16 protein-coding genes are annotated in these 19,731 nt (G+C 64.4%); 4 read left to right on the top strand and 12 right to left on the bottom strand.

Annotation, left to right across the window (positions count from 1 at the left end):
- Nucleotides 1–15 precede the first annotated feature (15 nt).
- Entirely contained in the window at nt 16–552 is a 537-nt protein-coding gene (locus tag F7R11_RS08570) for an NUDIX hydrolase (RefSeq protein ID WP_315853981.1), read from the bottom strand.
- A 184-nt stretch (nt 553–736) separates the two neighbouring features.
- On the opposite strand from F7R11_RS08570, the gene F7R11_RS08575 reads away from it, so the two are divergent.
- Complete coding sequence (locus F7R11_RS08575; protein WP_064802616.1) at nt 737–3,712, top strand: hybrid sensor histidine kinase/response regulator; 2,976 nt, start codon at nt 737–739, stop codon at nt 3,710–3,712.
- 108 nt (nt 3,713–3,820) lie between these two features.
- Nucleotides 3,821–4,504: a LuxR C-terminal-related transcriptional regulator gene (locus tag F7R11_RS08580; RefSeq protein ID WP_064802618.1), complete on the top strand. Its 684-nt coding sequence runs from the start codon at nt 3,821–3,823 to the stop codon at nt 4,502–4,504.
- Between the two features lie 18 nt (nt 4,505–4,522).
- On the opposite strand, the gene F7R11_RS08585 is transcribed toward F7R11_RS08580, so the two are convergent.
- Nucleotides 4,523–4,741 (bottom strand): hypothetical protein, encoded by a 219-nt coding sequence (locus F7R11_RS08585; RefSeq protein WP_021194866.1) that lies wholly within the window; start codon nt 4,739–4,741, stop codon nt 4,523–4,525.
- Between the two features lie 154 nt (nt 4,742–4,895).
- Entirely contained in the window at nt 4,896–5,642 is a 747-nt protein-coding gene (locus F7R11_RS08590) for a response regulator (protein ID WP_231973174.1), read from the bottom strand.
- Between the two features lie 347 nt (nt 5,643–5,989).
- On the opposite strand from F7R11_RS08590, the gene F7R11_RS08595 reads away from it, so the two are divergent.
- The gene (locus F7R11_RS08595; protein WP_021194864.1) at nt 5,990–6,457 is read left to right on the top strand and encodes a (2Fe-2S)-binding protein; all 468 of its coding nucleotides are present in this window, start codon (nt 5,990–5,992) and stop codon (nt 6,455–6,457) included.
- Entirely contained in the window at nt 6,454–8,760 is a 2,307-nt protein-coding gene (locus F7R11_RS08600) for a xanthine dehydrogenase family protein molybdopterin-binding subunit (RefSeq protein ID WP_064802622.1), read from the top strand. The genes F7R11_RS08595 and F7R11_RS08600 overlap by 4 nt, the downstream gene beginning before the upstream one ends.
- A 293-nt stretch (nt 8,761–9,053) precedes the next feature.
- Here the strand turns inward: F7R11_RS08600 and F7R11_RS08610 are convergent, their stop codons facing one another.
- From F7R11_RS08610 to F7R11_RS08650, 9 genes are read right to left on the bottom strand one after another with little or no spacing between them, the layout of a single operon-like run.
- Nucleotides 9,054–9,644, bottom strand: coding sequence for a peroxidase-related enzyme (locus F7R11_RS08610; RefSeq protein WP_064802624.1), 591 nt, complete (start codon nt 9,642–9,644; stop codon nt 9,054–9,056).
- The gene (locus F7R11_RS08615; RefSeq protein WP_231973176.1) at nt 9,641–11,521 is read right to left on the bottom strand and encodes an acyl-CoA thioesterase/BAAT N-terminal domain-containing protein; all 1,881 of its coding nucleotides are present in this window, start codon (nt 11,519–11,521) and stop codon (nt 9,641–9,643) included. The genes F7R11_RS08610 and F7R11_RS08615 overlap by 4 nt, the downstream gene beginning before the upstream one ends.
- Before the next feature lie 19 nt (nt 11,522–11,540).
- Nucleotides 11,541–13,121, bottom strand: coding sequence for an ABC transporter substrate-binding protein (locus tag F7R11_RS08620; protein ID WP_064802628.1), 1,581 nt, complete (start codon nt 13,119–13,121; stop codon nt 11,541–11,543).
- 35 nt (nt 13,122–13,156) lie between these two features.
- A complete protein-coding gene (locus F7R11_RS08625) occupies nt 13,157–14,158 on the bottom strand; it encodes an ABC transporter ATP-binding protein (RefSeq protein WP_064802629.1) in 1,002 nt (333 codons plus the stop codon).
- Complete coding sequence (locus F7R11_RS08630; RefSeq protein WP_064802630.1) at nt 14,155–15,165, bottom strand: ABC transporter ATP-binding protein; 1,011 nt, start codon at nt 15,163–15,165, stop codon at nt 14,155–14,157. Before F7R11_RS08630 ends, F7R11_RS08625 begins: the two co-directional genes overlap by 4 nt.
- A complete protein-coding gene (locus F7R11_RS08635) occupies nt 15,162–16,097 on the bottom strand; it encodes an ABC transporter permease (RefSeq protein WP_021194856.1) in 936 nt (311 codons plus the stop codon). Before F7R11_RS08635 ends, F7R11_RS08630 begins: the two co-directional genes overlap by 4 nt.
- Nucleotides 16,094–17,086 carry an ABC transporter permease gene (locus F7R11_RS08640; RefSeq protein ID WP_064802631.1) on the bottom strand — a complete coding sequence of 331 codons (993 nt, stop codon included), beginning with the start codon at nt 17,084–17,086 and terminating at the stop codon, nt 16,094–16,096. Before F7R11_RS08640 ends, F7R11_RS08635 begins: the two co-directional genes overlap by 4 nt.
- Nucleotides 17,083–18,597: a flavin-containing monooxygenase gene (locus F7R11_RS08645; RefSeq protein WP_064802633.1), complete on the bottom strand. Its 1,515-nt coding sequence runs from the start codon at nt 18,595–18,597 to the stop codon at nt 17,083–17,085. The genes F7R11_RS08640 and F7R11_RS08645 overlap by 4 nt, the downstream gene beginning before the upstream one ends.
- Nucleotides 18,594–19,568 (bottom strand): LysR family transcriptional regulator, encoded by a 975-nt coding sequence (locus F7R11_RS08650; RefSeq protein WP_064802635.1) that lies wholly within the window; start codon nt 19,566–19,568, stop codon nt 18,594–18,596. Before F7R11_RS08650 ends, F7R11_RS08645 begins: the two co-directional genes overlap by 4 nt.
- Between the last annotated feature and the right edge of the window lie 163 nt (nt 19,569–19,731).

Here is a 19,731-nt window from a genome sequence, read left to right on the forward strand (position 1 = left end):
GCCGACTGGGGCGGCCTAGGCTGCAGCTTGCAGCAACATGGCTTCCATGTAGGCCATGACGTAGCGCTCGTCGTCCAGGACTTTGAGCGCGCGCCTGACGATGAATGGCGTCGGTCGGCTGCAGTCGATCGACGCAATCGCCTGTCTGTCAAACCAGGCGCAGCGCGCAATTTCCTGAGCGGGGCGGGCGATTGCACTGGCTTCGATGTCGGCGACAAACACGTGGTGCTGCTTGTTGCCGCCAGCGAATTGGAACAAAGGGCGTACGGCACGGCAGACGATGCCCGTTTCCTCGGTCAACTCGCGGCGGGCGGCGTCTCTTAGTGTTTCACCGCGGCGCGGTTTTCCGCCGGGCAGCACCCAGCGTGCACGAGGCCGGGCGACCAGAAGGATCCGGTCACCACGTTGGCAGAGGACGGTTGCACGTTCTTTCATGGCTGGGCTTGCACGGCGGTGCACATAAAAAAACCGCCGCTCGGAGGCGGCGTAATGGAAAGTGTCTGAAACAAGTTGCTGGACTGCGGGAGTGGGCCGCGCGTCCAACACAGTCATTTTCTCGAAGGGGCGCCGTATGCTGAATGAGATTTGTCCGATTTGGATACGTGATGCCGTAGGACAGGACCGAATGTGGTTTGCCGTCCGTCCGCTCAGATGCGCGCCGCGCTGATCTCTTGGGCACAAGAGATTCCGGCGTAACATCGCACTCCATACCGCGCCATTGAAGGTTCGTCACACCATGCCGAATGCCCAGTCATCCACCGTGCTCACGGCAATGCGCCGCTTCCGGCGTTCGGCGCTGTTTGGCGGTGGCATTGTCCTGACCGTGATGGCGTTGCTCACGTTCGGCATTGCCGTGGCGTCGATGGTCCATTCGCACAACGAGCAGCAACGTCGTGAACTCGCGATCGAAGGCCAGCGCATGGCGAGCGAGGTCACGAAGGCGGAGATCGTGCTTCGGAGCACGATCTACATGGCTGAGCTGGTATGGAACCAGCGTGCGGCGGAAGAGCCAAGCGATGCCGCCCGGTTCAAGGCGGACGGCGGCCGATTGGTGCGCCAGAACGACAGCGGACTGCACTCCGTCCTGTTTGCCAGTGCGGGGCCAGACTCGCCTGCGCCAGAGTTGGCGCGCTTTACCGCGTTGACGGATCGTGTCTCACGCACGCTTGCCGCCACTGCGAGCATCCAGGGGTACCGGTTTACGACATACGTCTATACGCCGTCCCGTGATTTTGTTGCGATGTCGCCGTTTCCCTGGCCCGATCAAGCAAAGCTCGATGCCGCGCTTGCCAACCGGCCGGCCTTCTTTGCTGCGCTCACACAGGATGCTGCGGGTGAGTCGGTCGCCCCAGCTTCCATCTATGACCCCCGCAATGGGTTGCACGCCGTGCGCTGGCTCGAGCCCTATCGCAATCCGCTGACCGGTGAATCGGCGATACGGATGTCGATCTATGGGCTGGACGCCGACGGCAAGCCGTTTGCTGTGTTTGTCTGCGAGCTTCCGATTAACGCAGTACTGGCTCCGCTGTCGACAGACCGGTTTGATGGAACGTTCGCCGTCCTGGGTGCAGCGGGGGCGCCCATCGCGATCACTGCTGACGGAGACCGCCGTCACGAGGTGCTGACCGCGTTGCGCGAGTTGTCTGGTGTCTCGAAGGGCGTGTCCTTGCAGCGCGCGAGCAACGGCGTCTTCATGGTGAGCACGCCGCCCGGCATGGCGGGCGGGCGCGTAGTCTACGCATTCACATGGCGCGACGTGCTGGCCGGTGTGTGGCCCGAGATACGACTGACGACGCTGCTCACAGCCGGGCTGATCGCCGCGTTGTGGATCATGCTGTGGTGGTTCAACCGGCGCGTGTTTGCACCGACGCTGGAGCGGTCCGAGCGTTTTGTCGAGATCGAACGCCTGAACCGGATCCTGATCGAAACCGCGCCGATCGGGCTGGGCGTCATCGACGCGCGCACTGGCGAGCCCATGCTGAGCAGCCCAGTCATGAACGAGGTCGCCGGCCGTGCGGTTGTCCAGGCACCGTCGCTGTCTGCCGAGATCGCACAGCGCTATGCAACGCATGGCGGCGCGGGCATTGTGCGTGACGATCTCGCGCTCGACACGGTGGACGGCAACGCGATCGATCTGGCCGTCAATGTTGCACCTGCGCACTATCACAAGGCGAGTGTGCTGGTGACAGCGTTTACGGACATCACCGACAAGAAACGCACCGAGCAGGCGCTGCGCGAAGCCAAACAAGCGGCTGACGATGCCAACCGGGCGAAATCGACATTCCTGTCGACGATGAGCCACGAAATCCGCACGCCGCTGAATGCGATTCTCGGCAACCTCGAACTGATTCAGCGGATGCCGCTTGAGCCTGCGATGGGAGAGCGGTTGCAGTCCGTCACGTCGTCGTCCAACGCGCTGCTGGGCATCATCAACGACGTGCTCGATTTCTCCAAGATCGAGGCAGGTCAGGTGTCGATCGAGTCCATCCCGTTTGATGCCGCGGCCGTTGTGCGCGAAGTGGCGGCAATCTTCGAACCGATCGCGCAGGAGAAGGGGTTGCAGTTCGATTGCATTGTCGACGACAGCGTTGCTCCCTGGTATGCGGGCGATCCGACCCGGCTGCGGCAGATCGCCTCGAACCTGCTCAGTAACGCGATCAAGTTTACGAACAAGGGCGACGTGCTGATCGAGATCTATGCGAAGGAAGACAGCGCGGGCAGGCAAGGGATTGTCATCGGCGTCAGCGATAGCGGGATCGGCATGAGCCCGGAGCAGCAAGCGCGCTTGTTCGAGCCCTTTGTGCAGGCTGATTCGACCATCTCGCGCCGGTTTGGCGGTAGCGGACTGGGGCTTGCGTTGTGTCGTCGGCTGGTCGACCTGATGGGCGGTACGATCAGCCTGCGCAGCGCCCCCGGAGATGGCAGCCAGTTCACGGTCACGCTGCCGTTTGCGCCCACCGAGTCGCCTGCCGACATCAAGAACGATGCCCAGCCCGCTGCGAGTGCGCAGAGCCTCCAACCGGGCAGCGTGAGTGTGTTGGCCGTTGACGATCAGGCGTCGAACCGGGAGCTGATCCGGATGCAGCTGGAGTCGCTGGGTTACCAGGTCACCCTGGCCGACAGCGGTGGCGAAGCGTTACGCCGCTTCAACGAACGGCACTACGACATTCTGCTGACGGATCTCAGCATGCCGGGCATGGACGGCTATGCGCTTGCTCGATGTTTGCGTGCGCAAGGCGCAACGCAGCCGATCATCGCGCTGACAGCGCACGCGGCCATCGAAGAGCATCAGCGTTGTGTGCAGGAGGGAATCGACGCCGTGCTGGTCAAACCGATTTTGCTCAAGGCGCTGGATACGACGCTGCGTCGCATGGTGCGTAGCGATACGCAGACGGCGCCAACCGCGGCGAGCCGCGAGAACATTGGTGAGGGGCGCCTGCCGGAGCGGGTACTTGCCGCGCTCAAGGGCTCAACGCATGAGCTGCTGGAATCCCTGCACGTTGCACTGTCGACCGACGATCGGGAAGCCACGCTGCGCCATCTGCACGCCATGCGCGGTACGTTTGCGATGGTGCACGAGCAAGCCGTTGCGGATGCCTGCGCGGAAATGGAGCAGCAGGCCAAGCGAGGCGATGATCTGCAAGCGTTGCAGCCCGGGCTCGATCGGCTGGTACAGCTGACACAGGAAACCCTGGCGCGACGGGCTGCCTGAGCGGGTGTTGTGCGATGCCCTTATGAGGGCTGTTGAGCGGCCTTCATCGTAAAATTGTATTGTCTGTTGAGGCCTGACGGACCCGCAGTCGGCAAAAGGAGGGAAGGAATGAGCAGCTTCAGCATTGGCGTGGTGTTGGCGGACGACCATCCGGGGATGATTGCCGGGGTATCGCATGAGCTGTCGTCGGTGGACACCATCGTGTTGAAAGGGCATGCCACCAACTCGACCGATCTCGTCAAGTTGCTCGAGTCGACGCCGTGCGATGTGCTGGTGTCCGACTACGCCATGCCGACGGGCGAGTACGGCGATGGCATCACGCTGTTCGGCTTCATTGGCCGGCGCTTTCCTCAAGTGAAGCTTGTTGTGCTGACGATGCTCGACAGTCCGGCCATCCTCGGTTCGCTCGATGACATTGGGGTCCGTGCGATTGTCAGCAAGTCCGACGCAGTGTCGCACCTGGTTCCTGCCATTCATGCTGCGCACACAGGGGGCAAGTACCACTCCCCAACGGTTGCCGCTGTGCTGGAGGCACGTGAGGCGCAGCGGGCCGGCGCACCGGCATCGACCGAACTGAGCCCGCGCGAGGCGGAGGTGGTGCGGCTGTATGTGTCCGGCCTGCGGGTGGACGAGATAGCTGAACGACTCAATCGCAGCAAGAAAACCATCAGTACCCAGAAGAACCGGGCCATGGAAAAGCTCGGCATCTTGCGCGATGCGGATCTCTTCAAGTACGCCGCGGAGCATGGTTGGCTGACATCGTCGCAAACGCCGCCGCGTGACGCCGGCTGAGCGTTGAGCGCAGCGGTGTCAGGCCGGTTGCTCAGCAGGCGGTACGCTATGCGGTTGCGGCTTGTCCAGCGTGGGCGAGTCTGGCTGCTTCCAGGTTTCGACGATCTGCCGCCTACGCTGTGGTGACGAGAACAGGTATTCATTCATGGCGCCCAGAAACTCGTGGCGCGCTGGCGCCGTCAGCTCGGCAAAGCCGAGCAGAATGTGCCGTAGTTTGTCTCGTTCAGTCTGCTTCATGATTTGGCCTCCTATGGCAACCCTGGGTGCGTTGCGCATGTCGCACCAATGTCATGGCGCGACACTATCTACGTTATGAGTTGAGAAGAAGCGCGTCCATCAGACCGGTCTGGTAGTCGAACCAGACCCGGGCGCGCGACGGAAAGCCCGCCCGCTACCGCATCGGGCGCATGACGGAGGGGATCAGGCCTGTTTCGACGCCATAGTGGAAGAGGTCCACCTCGCGGTTGATGTTGAGCTTGCGCATGGCGCTGCTCTTCTGCGTGCTGACGGTTTTTTTGCTGCGGTTCAGGCGCTCGGCGATCTCGTTGATGGTCATGCCCGATACGTACAGGCGAATGACTTCGAGTTCGCGGCCAGTCAATTGCGCATTGCCGGGTGAGTCTCTGTGGCTCGGTTCCAGCGTACGCAGAATCCTCTCGATCGTTGGCGATACGTAGCGGCCGTTCGCAAACGCGGCGTGTACGGCAAGCGACAGATGGTTCGTCAGATCGGATTTGCTGACGATGCATTGAATGCCCGTCATGAGCACCGACAGGATCGCCGCGTTCTCCATCATTGTCAGAACCACGATGCGTACATGCGGGTAGCGTTGCTGCACCAACGACAGCAATGCCATGCCGTCGCCGTAGTTGCCGCCAGGCATGGCGTAATCGCACACAAGCACGTCGACGCGTGTGCGGTCGAGCAACTCGATCAGTTCGGTCGAGTTACGTACGAGGCCATCGATCGAGATCGATTGGCGGCTGGCCAGTTCATGTTTGACGCCAAACAGGATGGCGGGGTGGTCGTCGGCGATGGCGACCCGGATCAGGACGGGATTCATGGTGATGGCGCATGTTGCAGGGCGGCTGCGGCTTCTCTGTGGCGATCTCGCCACGGAAATGCCGGCGTTGTGCATGACCTCTGACGCGAGCATGCGCGAAGGACGATGCGCAGACTGTATTCAGTCCGGGGAAGTGCGAAAAGCGGATCAGTCCTAAAGCAGCGAGCCGTGGTGTAGGACTGGGCTTATTCGGGGCGTTGTGCTGAAGTCCGCAGGCGCATGGCACCGGAAGGAGCACAACGGCGGCTCACGTATTACCTGTGGTGCGTATACCGAAGGCCGGCGCGCTCTTGTGTGTTGCTAGACCTTTGATTCTTTTGCGGAGTCCTCCGGAATCGAGGGCGCCCACTATTGCGGTGCGGAGGCGTTTGAACGTACGCTTTCGCCACAAAAAAGAACACAAAAACAAGGAGACCACCCTCATGGATCTGGACGTCAACCACCGGCCGGTCAGCGTCGACTGCGACCCGGCCACGCCGCTGCTGTGGGTCCTGCGCGACCACCTGAACATGACCGGTACCAAGTTCGGTTGTGGTGTCGCAGCGTGTGGCGCATGCACGGTGCACCTGGATGGGGCGGCTGTGCGGTCGTGTGTGTTGCCGGTGGCCGCGGTGGCAGGCAAGCGCATCACCACCATCGAGGGGTTGGCCGGAGGCGAAGGCAAGCGCCACGCGCTGCAACAGGCCTGGGTGGACGAGCAGGTGCCGCAGTGCGGATATTGCCAGTCCGGCATGCTGATGGCCGCAGCAGATTTGCTGGCGCGGCAACCCGACCCGAGCGATGCCGACATCGATACGGCCATGACCAACATTTGCCGCTGTGGCACGTATCCGCGTGTGCGCGCGGCCATCAAGCGCGCGGCGAAGGCGCTGCGGGAGGGCCAGGCATGAACGCCAAGGCAACCAAGCCCCCGAAAGTACGTAAGGGCCGCCGCCGTTTCCTGCTGGGGGCGCTCGCTGTGGGTGGCGCGCTGGTGGTGGGCTGGGGCGTGATGCCGCCGCGCAGCCGCGTGGGGGATCCGGCGCTGTTTCCCGAACACGGGGGCGAGGTCGCCCTGAATGGGTGGATCAAGATCACCCCGGAGGGCAACGTCATCCTGGCCATGCCGCGCGTGGAGATGGGGCAGGGTATCCACACGGCACTGTCGATGCTGGCGGCGGAGGAGTTGGATATTCCGCTGGCGCGCGTGAGTATCGAGACCTCACCGGTCGAGCGCATCTACGGCAACGTGGTCGCCATGGGCGATAGCTCACTGCCGTTGCATCCGGACAGCGCCGACAAGACCTGGGCCCGCGCGCTGCACTGGGTCATGGCCAAGAGCGCGCGAGAGATCGGGCTCATCATCACCGGTGGCAGCAGCAGTGTGGCGGACGGCTGGCAGCCGGTGCGCGAAGCCGCCGCTACGGCCCGTGCTGCGCTGGTGGAAGCCGCCGCGCGCGAATGGAACGTACCCGCCGCGCAGATCAGCGTGCGCGAGGGCCAGTTGATCGGCCCGGGTGGCAAGCAGGCAACCTTTGGTGACATGGCGAAAACTGCGCGCACCATCGCGCCGCCATCCAACGTCGTACTCAAGCCGGCCTCGCAATACCAGTTGATCGGCAAGCCTGCGCCGCGCAATGATCTGGCCGCCAAGACGGATGGCAGCGCGCGCTTCTCCATCGATGCGCGTCCGGCAGGGATGCTGTACGCCGCCGTGGTGATGTGCCCGGTCTTTGGCGGCAAGCTCAAGACGTTCCAGTCGAAGGCGGCGCTCGGCATGCCGGGCGTGCGCTATGTGGTGCCGTTTGAAGGTGCGGCAGGCGGTGCGCCTGGCGTGGCCGTTGTGGCGGATCACTATTGGCAGGCGCGCCAGGCGCTGGCGACCGTTGAGCCCGTGTGGGACAACGGCCCGCACGCCACGCTCGATTCCGCGGGCATCCGCCAGCAGCTCGTCAGCGCGCTGGATAGCGACAAGGGTGGGTTCACCTACCGCTCGCTCGGCGATGGCCTGAAGGCTTTCGACAAGGCCGACGGCGCGACGCTTGTAGAAGCCGAATACACAGCACCGTATCTCGCGCACACGGCCATGGAGCCGATCAACTGCACGGCGCAGGTGACAGCGGACGGGGTGCACTTGTGGGCGCCCACGCAGGTCGCCACGCTGGCCCAACTGGTGGCGGCGCGTGCGGCTGGAGTGAGCGGCGACAAGGTCCGCATCGACATTCCGCTGATCGGCGGTGGCTTTGGGCGGCGGTTGGAGTCCGATTTCATCAGCCAGGCCGTCACCATTGCTACCAAAACTGAAGGCAAGCCGGTCCAGGTCATCTGGTCGCGCGAGGAAGATGTCCGGCACGACTTCTATCGCCCGCATGCCATTGCACGACTCAAAGCGCGTGTGGAGAACGGCAAGATCACGGCGATTGCCTCGCGCAGCGCCGGTCAGTCGATCCTGGCGGGGGAACTGGACCGCCTGTTCGGTGCGCCCTCCGCTGGCATCGACCGCTACACCGCCGAGGGGCTGTTCGACCTGCCGTACGAGATCGAGCACGAGCACATTGCGCATCTGGCGGTGGATCTGCCGATCCCGGTCGGGTTCTGGCGCAGCGTGGGGCACTCGTACAACGGATTCTTCATGGAGGGCTTCCTCAACGACGTGGCGGCGGCGGCCAAGCTGGATCCGCTGGCGATGCGGCGCGATCTGCTGAAGGCGCATCCGCGCGAACTGAAGGTGCTCGACACGGCAGCGCAGGCAGCAGGCTGGGGGCAGCTATTGCCGCCCGCAGCCGATGGCGCTCCGCGTGCACGTGGCATTGCGTTGCACCCCAGCTTCGGCTCGGTGGTGGCGCAGGTGGTGGAGGTGTCGTTGAAGGATGGCAAGCCGCGCGTGCACCGCGTTGTGTGTGCGGTGGATTGCGGTACGGTCATCAACCCGGGTATCGTCGCGCAGCAGATGGAAAGCGCGGTCATCTTCGGGTTGACGGCGGCGCTGTACGGGCGGATCGACATCAAGGATGGGCAGGTCGTGCAGTCGAACTTCCCTGACTACCCGGCGCTCAAGATGGCCGAGGTGCCCATCATCGAAACACACATCGTGCCGAGCACAGCGGAGCCCACCGGTGTGGGCGAGGTTGGCGTGCCGCCGATCGCCCCGGCGGTGGCGCATGCCGTGGCGCAGTTGACGGGCAAGCCGGTGCGGCAGCTACCGATGGTCTGATGTTGGTTGCGGGGGATTGGCGCGATTGGCATATCCCCCGTTTCGTCCCCTGCCGGGGCCGACCCACATTCTTTGTCTTGCCAAAGAAAGTAAGCAAAGAAAGGCGCGCCCGATGCGGCGAAAGCCTCCTTGAATTTCCGTAACCGGGCGGAGACGGGGAAAACTCGCTTCGCTCAGACAGTTCCCCGTCTTTTTTCCGCCCGTTTACATAAATTCAAGGCGCCGCATAGGGCAGGGTACGGCCAAACCATCAGAGTGCGTGGGTTGGCGCTGTATGTGATCGTGCACGGCGTTCAGGCCGCTTCTGGAAACACCGGTTCCCCCAGGTTCAGCATCAGCCGATTCGCCCACGCGAAGATCGCCACAGCGTGGATGAGGTCGAGAATCTCCGCATCCGTCAGACCAGCGGCCTTGAGCGGTTGCAGGTCTTCGGCACGTACGTCACCGGGGCGCAGCGTCAGGTCGATGGAGAACAACGCGATGGCACGCTCACGCGCGTTCGTGCCGGCGGTGTGCGGGTCTTCGAAAACCTGCTTGATCACGTCGTTGCGCTTGGCGAGCTGCTCGAACCGCTGTGCGTGCACGGACGCGCAGTACACACAGCCGTTCACGCGCGATACCACGGCGCTGGCGAGTTCGCGCTCGGCGCGCGACAGGCCGCCTGGTGCGTACATGATCGCGTTGAACGCTGCTGATCGCTGCCGCAGAATCTCCGGCTGGTGGACGAGAAAGCGGTAGTAATCCGATGTCTTCGCCTTCGGGTGGCTCTCTTCCAGCACGGCGATCTGCTCGGGCGTGGCGCGGTCGAGGTCGACCACATCGAGCCATGCCTTCCACTCCAGCGATTCATTGGTGAAGCCGTAGGCGCGGATGATCTCGGTCATGCTGCGGTCTCCGTGGACGTTGCGGATGCGTTGGTGCCAGCGGCCGCGTTGAGCGCACGCAGACCAGCCACCAACCGTGTTTGGTACGACAGGAACGCAATCAGTTGTGCGAGCGTGACAACATCCGCCGTGGCCAGCCCGGCGGCAGGCAGCTTCTGCAATGCTGCGCGATCGCCTTCGATGGGGCGCTCGATGAGCGTGCGCGTGAAGGTGAGGATGGCGTGCAAACGCGGGTCAGTCAGTGCTTCCAGTTCACCCTGGTCGACCGCTTGCAATGCCGTGGCGTCGACCGGCGTTTCCGCCAGCCGCGCGCGGTAGTGCTCGGCCAGTTCAGTGGCAGGCGTCAAACGGCAGGCGTAGAGCGCCACCAGCAGGCGTTCGCCAAGCGTGAGGCCGGGCAGGGCTGTGTCGAACAGGGCATCGTAGCTGCCTTGGGTGGCGGTCGCCACCTTCTCGCGGGCGTGACGCAGCGCGTGCGTGGTGCTGCCGTCGTCCAGGCCAGCAACCTGATCGACCACATCTTGAGCGGGCGTGAAATCCATTGTTGAGAGGCTCCGGGAATCGGGTACGGAGGCGCCGCGCGCAGCCACCGCGCTGGCGAGAAAGCGACGTACAGCGGACCACGACTGCGCGTCGGCACGAGCGTTGGCGCGTGGTTCGCCGCCGCCGGTGCTGATGCGACCCGACACCGGGTGCGCATACACGAGCTGCGTGGTCGGCACGTAGGGGAAGACGATGGCGTGGCCGGCGCCTTCGTAGTCGAAGTGCTGCACGGGGTAGGGGTGACGTACCTCGGCCAGCTTGGCGGTGACCATGCGGGAGTAATCGCCCGAGGGCCACGAGCCATCGTCAGTGGCGGAGAGCAGCAGCACCGGCCCGCGCGCGCGTTCGATGCGGATGCGTGCACGGGCGACGGCATCGGCATCCTGCAGTGCGGTGCGGATGGCGCGTTCGTGCCGGTGCGGTGCCGGACCTTCGTCGAACGGTGCCCACGTGGCGGTGCGGTTGCCCTCCCACAGGTGCGGCAGCGGCTGGCCGCGATACAGCCACGTCGGGCCTTCACGGCCGATGGCGGGGTCGGCGGCATTCTGCGCGCTGTGCACGACTGCGCCAGGCACATAGCCGATCACGGCGGACACGGCTTCTGGAAACGTCGCACCCAACAGCAATGCCAGCTCGCCACCGCGCGACTGGCCGCTCACCGCCACGAAATCATGCAGTGGTTCAACACGCTTGCGCAGCCACGCAAGTGCGCGCTCGAAATACTCCAGCGGCGTGTTGGAGATGTAGTCCGACAGCCCCGGCGCCTTGAAGTAGGCCAGCGCAAACGCCGCATAGCCGTGTGAGGCGTACAGCGCCGCGCGCGGCTCATTGATGCCACCGCCCGAGCCATTGAGGATCAGCACTGCCGGGCGCGGGCCGGGGTGGGCATATGCATCGGGCAAGTACAGCGTGCCGACCAGACCCTCGTCGCGTACTTCATGGCGCGTGACGCCGGGCGCAGCCAACCGCTGCACGAAGCTCGCATGGATCGACTCGCCGTTTGCGGTGGCTGTGAGCGTGGTCGTCAGCGGCTCGGTCACCGGCTGCGGGAACACCTCGCGTGCCTTGTCGTCTTCCGGGCGCTGGCTCCAGATCAGGCCCATGGCGCTGATGCCGGTGTAGTCCCCGGAGACGGGCGCATCGCGCGTCAGGTCAACGGTGCCTTGCGCATCCGCAACGAAGGCGGCGCGGCTGTGCCACAACACACCAGTGCCACGGCGCGTTTGCGCGACGATGCCGACCTGCGCGCCGGGCGGCAGCCCTGTCACGACAATGCGGCGCTGCACGTCGATCAGGTCATCCGCCGGTGTGGCGTTGAGCTCTAAGTTTCCCAATGCGGTTGTCATGGTGCGCTTACTTGCCGTCCTTGGTGACCATCTGCGCGGCGGTGCGGTCGCTGGTCATCGGGGCCACCTTCAGGCCCTTCTTGGCGGCCCATACGTTCTGGTAGTGGAACAGCGGCAGCACGCCCACGTCATCCGACACCAGCTTGACCGAGTGACGCAGGATGGCCGCGCGCTTCTCGACGTTGAACTCCTCGGTGGAGGCGTTCAGCGCGTTGTCCACGGCCGGGTTGCTGTAGTGGCCCCAGTTCGATGCACCCAGGCCCTTCTTGGTATCCACCGTGGCCAGCACGTTGACCAGCGCGTAGCTCGCCTCACCCGTGCCGTTGCCCCATGCCAGCATGCTCATCGCATAGTCGTTCTTGTTGGCACGGCCCGAGTAGACCGACCAGGGCACCACCTCCACCTTGGTCTTCACGCCGATGCGCGACCAGAACTGCGCCACCGCCTGCGCCGTTTCCGGGCCTTGCGGGTAGCGATCGTTCGGCACATGCATCACCAGGTTGAAGCCCTGCGGAAAGCCCGCATCGGCCAGCAGTTTCTTCGCTTGTGCCGGGTCGTAGGCAATGTTCTTCACGTCGGGGTTGTAGCCGTACGTGTCGGCAGGCATCCACTGGTTGGCGACGGTGGCGGCGCCTTGCAGGATGCGATCGACGATGGCCTTACGGTCAATGGCGAGTGACAGCGCCTGGCGCACACGCACATCCAGCAGCGGATTGTTGGCGAGCGGCTTGCCGTCGTTGCCGGTGATGTATTCGTTCGGTCCCTTGCGGAAGCTCGGCTGCAGCAGCATCACGCGCAGGCCGGGGTAGGCGAACACGTGCACGCTGGGCGATTGGCGCAGTCGAGCGAGGTCAGCCACCGACACCTTGTCAATCACATCCACCTCGCCCGAGAGCAGGTTGGCCGTGCGCGCGGCGGCGTTGTTGATGTAGCGGTAGTTGACCTTTTCCCAAGGCTGCTTGCCACCCCAGTAGTTGTCGTTGCGCGCCATGACCACGCGGTCGCCCGGCACGTACGAGACGAACTTGTACGGGCCGGTGCCCACCACGGCGCGGCCAGCGTTGTAGTCCTCGGTGGCGGACTTTTCCCCCACGTGCTTGCTGACGATGTGCACGGATGCCAGGTTCAGCGGCAGGTCTGGGTTCGGGATATTCGTCTTGATGATCAGCGTGAGCGGGTCTTTGGCTGTGACGGATTCCACCGTGCGCAGGTAGCCCGCGAAGGTCGCCACGCTGCCCGGCACGCTGCGCGCGCGCTGGTACGAGAAGATGACGTCATCCGCCGTAAAGGGTTGACCGTCGTGCCACTTCACGCCGGGGCGCAGCTTGAACTCCCACGTCTTGGGGTCCAGCGTCTTCCATGACAGCGCCAGGCCGGGCTGCAGCTTGTTCCACTTGTTCTCGACCAGCAGATCCCAGAAATGCACGTCGACGGAGCGGTCGCCGGCATGGTTGTTCAGTTGCGGGTCGAGCGACGACAGCGGATCGGCAAAGCCGATGTTGAGCGTCTGCGCACCTGCAGAGGTGGTGGCAACTGCGGCAGCAGCAAACAGGGCAACGGCAATCGACGAAGCGAGGAGGCGTTTCACGTAGGTTCCCTTTTCCTTTTTTTGGAATCGTTGGCTTATTGGATGTCGTTCAAATGACAGGCGCTGATGTGGTTGACCGCAATGCCGCGCAGCGTCGGCGTTTCGGTTTTGCAGCGGGGCATGGCGTGCGGGCAGCGCGGGTGGAAATGGCAGCCCGTGGGCGGGTTCAGCGGGCTGGGCATTTCGCCCTGGATGGCCGTGAACGTCTTGTGCCGGGCCGATAGGCGTGGAATCTCCGCCAGCAGCGTCTGCGTGTACGGATGGTTTGGACGGCGGAACACTTCCTCCGCTGGCGCCGATTCCACCACGCGGCCCAGGTACATGATGACCACGCGGTCTGACAGGTGCTCTACCACGCCCAGGTCGTGGCTGATGAACAGGTACGTCAGGTTGAGCTGCTCGCGCAGGTCCATGAACAGGTTCAGGATCTGCGCCTGGATGGACACGTCCAGCGCTGCCACCGCCTCGTCGCAGACAAGCATCGACGGCTGCACCGCCAGCGCGCGTGCAATGCCGATGCGCTGACGCTGCCCCCCGCTGAACTGATGCGGATAGCGGTCACGCAGGGCAGGGTCGAGGCCCGCGCGCTGCATCTGCGCGGCTACGTAGTCGGCAAAATTGGCGCGGTCGGTCAGGCCGTGCACGCGCGCTGCCTCGCCGATGATTTCTTCCACACGCAGGCGCGGGTTGAGGCTGGCGTATGGGTCCTGGAAGATCATCTGGATCTTCAGGCGGGCATCGCGTGCCTCCTCAGCAGAGAGCGTGTTGACGGCTTTGCCGTCCACGCGCACCTCGCCGTCAGACGGCGGCATCAACCCTGCGGCGATGCGGCCAAGCGTGGATTTTCCGCAACCTGATTCGCCAACGAGCCCGACGACTTCACCTGGCTGGATCGCCAGGTCGATGCCATCAACGGCGCGCACTACGGCGGGCGGCTTCGCGAGCCCCAGACGCTGCAGCATGCCGTCAACTGGGCCGATCTTGCGATCGCCGAAGCGTTTGCCGACTTGCTTGAGTTCTACCAGCGGCGTGCTCATGCGACCTCCCGCGTGGCTGCCGGCAGCGTGCCGGGGTGGAAGCAACGCACCAGGCGGCCAGGGTTCGGTTGGGTGATCTCCGGGCGTACGCCGCAGGCATCGGATGCGCGCGGGCAACGCGCAGCAAACGCGCAGCCAGCCGGCAGCGACAACAGGTTCGGCGTCATGCCCGGAATCTGGCGCAGGCGCTGGCCGCGGCGGTTTTCGCTGGGCAGGCTGTCGATCAGGCCCATGGTGTACGGGTGCAGCGGCGCATCGAGCACGGCGTCCACCGGGCCATGCTCGACGATGCGGCCGGCATACATCACGGCCACTTCATCGGCCAGGCCGGCAACGACGGACAAGTCATGCGTGATCCAGATCAGCGCGGTGCCGTGCTGGCGTGCGAGCTTCTGCACTTCCGACAGAATTTGCGCCTGGATGGTCACGTCCAGCGCCGTGGTCGGCTCGTCCGCAATGATCAGGTCGGGCCGATGCAGCATCGCAATGGCAATCGCCACGCGCTGCCGCATGCCGCCAGAGAGCTGGTGCGGATACGCGCGCAGCCGTTCTTCCGGGCTGGGAATGCCCATCAGCCCCAGCGTGTCACGTGCGTGCTCACGGGCCTGCGTGTGGCTCATGCTGCTGTGCGCGCGCACGGCCTCGATCATTTGGGCGTCGATGCGCAGCACCGGGTTGAGCGTCATCATCGGGTCTTGAAAGACCATGGCGATGCGGTTGCCCTGCAGTTTGCGCAGTTCGCGTGCAGGCAGCTTGGTCAGGTCGCGGCCCTGGTAGAGGATCTCGCCGCCGACCACGCGGCCGGGCGGGTCCACCAGACCCATGATCGAGAAACCGGTGACCGACTTGCCCGAGCCCGACTCCCCGACCAGCCCCAGGATGCGCCCGCGCTCCAGCGAGAACGACACGTCGTCTACCGCCGGCAGTACGCCGTCGCGTGTGAAGAAATGCGTGCGCAGGTTGCGGACTTCCAGCGTCAATGGATTGGAACTTGCAGACGCGCTCATCGTTGCGTCCTCGGGTTCAGCACTTCGCGCAGGCGGTCTCCGACCAAGTTGATGGCGACCAGCGCCAGCAGCAGCGCAATGCCCGGATAGAAACTGATCCAGTACTGACCAGACAACATGTATTGGTATCCGTTGGCAATCAGCAGGCCCAGGGACGGCTCGGTAATCGGCACGCCCAGGCCCAGGAAGGAGAGGGTAGCTTCCAGCGTGATCGCGCGCGCCACCTGCAGCGTGCCCACGACGATCAGCGGCGGCAGGCAGTTCGGCAGGATGTGCTTGAGCGCAATGCGCCAGCCGGGCAGGGCGAGCGAGCGCGCGGCTTCTACGTATTCGCGGCGGCGCTCGACCAGCGCTTGCCCGCGCACCGTGCGCGCGTAGTACGCCCATTCCAGCAGCACCAGTGTCAGCACCACGTTGGTGATGCTTTTGCCGAGGTAGGCCAGGATCATCATCGCCACCAGCACCGACGGAAACGACAGCAGCAGATCGACCGTGCGCATGATGAAGTTGTCGACCTTGCCACCCGCGTAGGCGGCAATCAGCCCGAGCAACGTGCCAATCACGGCGGCAACGGCGGCCGAGCCAATCCCCACACCCAGGCTGATGCGCAGGCCGTAGAGGATGCCGGAGTAAAGATCGCGCCCCTGGCCATCCGTGCCGAGCCAGTACGTAAAGGTGCCCAGCCCATTGGGCGAGCCCGGCGGCAGGCGCGAGTCCAGCACGTCGAGCTGCATCAGGTCATACGGATTCTGCGGCGTGATCCAGGGCGCGGCCAGCGCGGCAGCCATCAGCAGCACAACAACGGCGAGCCCAAAGATGGCGGATTTGGAGGCGAGGAAATCTGCAGCCACGCGTCGCCATGGCGATTGCTTTCTTGGTGCGGGAGCTGTTGGCGTGGCGGTTGCCACCGTGGTTTGCGAAGACGTGTTCATGCGGTCTCCGCGCTATCTGCCATGCGCACGCGCGGGTCCAGCATGCGATACAGGATGTCGACGATCAGGTTGAGTGACACGAACAGGCACACCACAACAATGAGGTAGGAAACGATGACGGGGCGGTCCAGCGAGTTGATGCTGTCCAGGATCAGCTTGCCTGCGCCGGGCCAGGCGAAGATGCTTTCCGTTACCACGGCAAAGGCGATGGTCGAGCCCAGCTCCAGGCCGAGCACCGTTACCAGCGGGATCAACGTATTGCGCAGGACGTGCGCCAGCACCACGCGCAGCGGCGACAGCCCCTTCGCACGTGCGAACTTCACGAAGTCCATCGGCAGCACCTCGCGCACGCCGGCCGAAGTCAGTCGCAGCACCAGGGAGAGTTTGAACAGCGACAGGTTGATCGCTGGCAGTAGCAGGTGGCGCAAGCCGTCAGCCGTCAGCCACGACCACTCGACGCCGAACAGGCGAGCCGTCTCACCGCGCCCGCTGGCGGGCAGCCAACCGAGGCTCACGCTGAACGCCATGATCAGCATCAGCCCAACCCAGAACGTCGGCAGCGAGAAGCCCACCACGCTGCCCGTCATCAGCAGACGCGACACCGGATGGTTCGGATACAGCCCCGCGAACAACCCCAGCGGCACACCGATCACCACCGCGATGATGAGTGCCGCAAAGGCCAGTTCCAACGTGGCCGGCAGGCGCTGCAGGATCAGCTGGATGGCGGGTTCGTTGTAGACGAAGCTTTTGCCGAGGTTGCCGTGCACCGCACCGTTCAGAAAGCTCAGGTACTGCTGCCACAGCGGCTTGTCCAGGCCGAGTTCTGCAATGATGCGTGCGCGATCGATCTGGTCCACGTCCTGACCGATCAGAATGTCGACCGGGTTGCCAATGGCGTGCAGCCCAACAAAAACAATCACCGTCATCACCAGCACGACCAGCAGCGCCTGGCCGATGCGGCCTACTAGCCAACCGAGCCAACCCGTCATCGTGCCGCCTCCTGGCTTGAGGTGGCCTCTGCATTGACGTCGACGCCGGGAGGCGGTGCGGGTGTCCATTCGTCACCGAAAATTTCCGGCTCCGCATACGCCTCGATGGCGGCGTAGTGCGCTTCGATGTCCTCTTGGTACAGCAGGCCTGCAATGCCTTGGGCCAGTCGCTTCGCGCCCTCACTGATGGCGGGGATGTCGCCTGACACACTGCCGTGCGTGAGAGACGCCGGGTAGCAGAAGCAATGCACGCGCGACAGACCGGGCAGCGAGCCGGGCACCTTCTCGCGAAATTCAAATGCGGGGCCGAGATCGGGGGAGTCGCTCAGCTCGGTGTCTTCCTCGCCGGGGCGTGGGGTGTAGCGGTCGCGCCATTGGCGGATGTGTGGCGCCAGCAGTCTGAACTCGGGGCGCGAGGCCCAGTCGGTGCGAAAGCCCGTCGAGAAGATCAGGAAGTCCAGATGGAACACGCCCTTGGGTGTGGCCACGTGCAGCACGCCGTCGTGCTCGTCCACGCCCAGAATGGCGCAGCCGAAGTTGAAGCGCGCATTGGCATGACGCGACACGCGCAGCGTGCTGCCACGAGGCGGCGGTACCTGTTCAACGTTGATGTAATGGCGGATGCGCCATTTCCACGCGTCAGGCAGATGCAGGTGGCCGTGCACGAGCCCGGGGCTGCCGGCGCCCTTGCCCTTGTTCACGCGGGGCAGGTCGGCGCGGCGGATCAGTAGGTCGACGCTGGCTGCGCCGGCTTCCAGCGCCGTTGCCGCCGAGTCCATCGCCGATGCGCCCGCGCCGATCACGCCAACACGCTTGCCGGCCAGGGTGCCGTAGTCCATCTCATCGGACGAATGCGCCCACCACCGGCGTGGCAGGCGACTTGCAAAGTCCGGCACGGTCGGGCCACCCAGGCCGTCACGTCCGGTAGCCAGCACCACGCGGCGCGCATACACGCGTTGCGTCGGCTGACCCGGCACATCGATCACGAGTTCGACAGCACCATCCTTGCGTGGGTGAATCGCTTTCACGTGGTGCTCGTTGCGTACGTCAATCTGCAGCACGTGGCGGTACCAGCGCAGGTAGTCCATCCATTGCAGGCGCGGGATCTTGTCGAGCACTTCCCACGCCTCGGTACCAAACTGCGCCTCGAACCACGCGCGGAAGGTCAACGCAGGCAAGCCCAGCGCAGGGCCCGTCAACTGCTTGGGAGAGCGCAGGGTTTCCATGCGCGCGGTGGTTGCCCACGGGCCTTCGAAGCCAATGGGCGAGCGGTCGAACACCACCGCGCCCATGCCCAGATGCTTGAGCGACGTTGCAGCCGCCAGGCCTGCCATGCCGCCACCAATGACGGCTACGTCCAGCACGGGTTGGCCGTTCAGTTCATGCGGTAGTGTCCACGCCTTGGCGGGCAATTCCAGCCAGGCCAGGTCCTGGCGCAAACGGGCTTCCAGTGCCTTCAGTCCGGTGGCGCCGGGCGCGTGCGGCGCGTTGTCGAGTTGTGCTGCGGTCATGCGGACGCGTCTTCTGTTGCGTTAGTGGGTTCGCCGTACAGCACCTGCAGCATGCTGGCGTGGCGTGACGGGTTGTGCAGCTTGCAGTCGGGCAGCAGGCGTTGCGCGGCGCGGGAGAGCGCGTTGATCAGCGCGGTCACGGCCGCCGATGGCCGCTTGGCCTCTGGGGTGATCACGCCAAAGAAGAAGGGGATGTCGGCGTCGATTGGGCGTACCGTCACGCCGTCAATCGGCACGCCGTAAGCGGTGATTGGCTCCAGCAACGCCACACCGAGGCCGGCACGCACGGCGGTCAGCGCGTTGAACGAGGCGTTGGTTTCAATCAGTTCGGTTGGGGTGACGCCGGCTTGCGCGAGTGCCTGATCCAGGCGGCGGCGCAGGCGATACGGGTTGTGCATCGTGACGATGCGGCGGCCGGCGCAATCCGCCAGCGCCACACGATCACCGGCGGCCAGTGGGTCGCTGTGCTGCACTGCAGCCACGCATGCCGATTCGCCAATCCAATGCACCGTCACACCGCGATGCTCCAACGGCAGGCTGCTCATGCCCAGGTCTGCCGCACCTGTGAGTACTGCATGCACAACCTGCTCGGGCGAGGCGCTACGAATTTGAACGTGCTGGGTCAACTCGGGGTGATCGGCCAGCGCCGCGGGCAGCAGCCCGGCTGCCAGCGCAGAGGTGGCAGCCAGCCGCAGCGGACGCGCTTCTCCACGCGCGATTTCTTCTGCGCGCGTGCGGATCTGCCGCAAACTGATCAGCGTGTGTTCGACGTCTTCATACAGCAGGAAACCCTGCTCGGTGGGCGAGACGCGCGGCCCTGCACGCGTGAACAGGGCGTAGCCGATTTCGGCTTCGAGGTCTTGAATGAGGCGGCTGATGGCGGGCTGCGAACGGCCCAGCAGTTTGCCTGCCGCGGTGACGCTGCCGGTCGACATGACGGCAGCAAACGCTTCGAGTTGTCGGAGTTCCATCAGCCTGATTGATCCCAGTCATGCATGTGGTTCATGCATTCTGGTAGAGGCAGTATGCGAATTTCAAATAGTATTTTCTTATGTACTCATGCGTTTTACGCAGGCAACCGCTATGCCTTGCGGTAGAGCGGCTGCTGCGGCAGCGTGCATCGGAGTATGCGCC

It is taken from the genome of Ralstonia insidiosa, assembly GCF_008801405.1.
Classification (GTDB): domain Bacteria; phylum Pseudomonadota; class Gammaproteobacteria; order Burkholderiales; family Burkholderiaceae; genus Ralstonia; species Ralstonia insidiosa.

Excerpts from the sequence above, each read along its gene's own strand:
- F7R11_RS08570 (WP_315853981.1), bottom strand. The coding sequence starts at position 552 with ATGACTGTGTTGGACGCGCGGCCCACTCCCGCAGTCCAGCAACTTGTT.
- F7R11_RS08575 (WP_064802616.1), top strand. The coding sequence starts at position 737 with ATGCCGAATGCCCAGTCATCCACCGTGCTCACGGCAATGCGCCGCTTC.
- F7R11_RS08580 (WP_064802618.1), top strand. The coding sequence starts at position 3,821 with ATGAGCAGCTTCAGCATTGGCGTGGTGTTGGCGGACGACCATCCGGGG.
- F7R11_RS08585 (WP_021194866.1), bottom strand. The coding sequence starts at position 4,741 with ATGAAGCAGACTGAACGAGACAAACTACGGCACATTCTGCTCGGCTTT.
- F7R11_RS08590 (WP_231973174.1), bottom strand. The coding sequence starts at position 5,642 with ATGCACAACGCCGGCATTTCCGTGGCGAGATCGCCACAGAGAAGCCGC.
- F7R11_RS08595 (WP_021194864.1), top strand. The coding sequence starts at position 5,990 with ATGGATCTGGACGTCAACCACCGGCCGGTCAGCGTCGACTGCGACCCG.
- F7R11_RS08600 (WP_064802622.1), top strand. The coding sequence starts at position 6,454 with ATGAACGCCAAGGCAACCAAGCCCCCGAAAGTACGTAAGGGCCGCCGC.
- F7R11_RS08610 (WP_064802624.1), bottom strand. The coding sequence starts at position 9,644 with ATGACCGAGATCATCCGCGCCTACGGCTTCACCAATGAATCGCTGGAG.
- F7R11_RS08625 (WP_064802629.1), bottom strand. The coding sequence starts at position 14,158 with ATGAGCACGCCGCTGGTAGAACTCAAGCAAGTCGGCAAACGCTTCGGC.
- F7R11_RS08630 (WP_064802630.1), bottom strand. The coding sequence starts at position 15,165 with ATGAGCGCGTCTGCAAGTTCCAATCCATTGACGCTGGAAGTCCGCAAC.
- F7R11_RS08635 (WP_021194856.1), bottom strand. The coding sequence starts at position 16,097 with ATGAACACGTCTTCGCAAACCACGGTGGCAACCGCCACGCCAACAGCT.
- F7R11_RS08640 (WP_064802631.1), bottom strand. The coding sequence starts at position 17,086 with ATGACGGGTTGGCTCGGTTGGCTAGTAGGCCGCATCGGCCAGGCGCTG.
- F7R11_RS08645 (WP_064802633.1), bottom strand. The coding sequence starts at position 18,597 with ATGACCGCAGCACAACTCGACAACGCGCCGCACGCGCCCGGCGCCACC.
- F7R11_RS08650 (WP_064802635.1), bottom strand. The coding sequence starts at position 19,568 with ATGGAACTCCGACAACTCGAAGCGTTTGCTGCCGTCATGTCGACCGGC.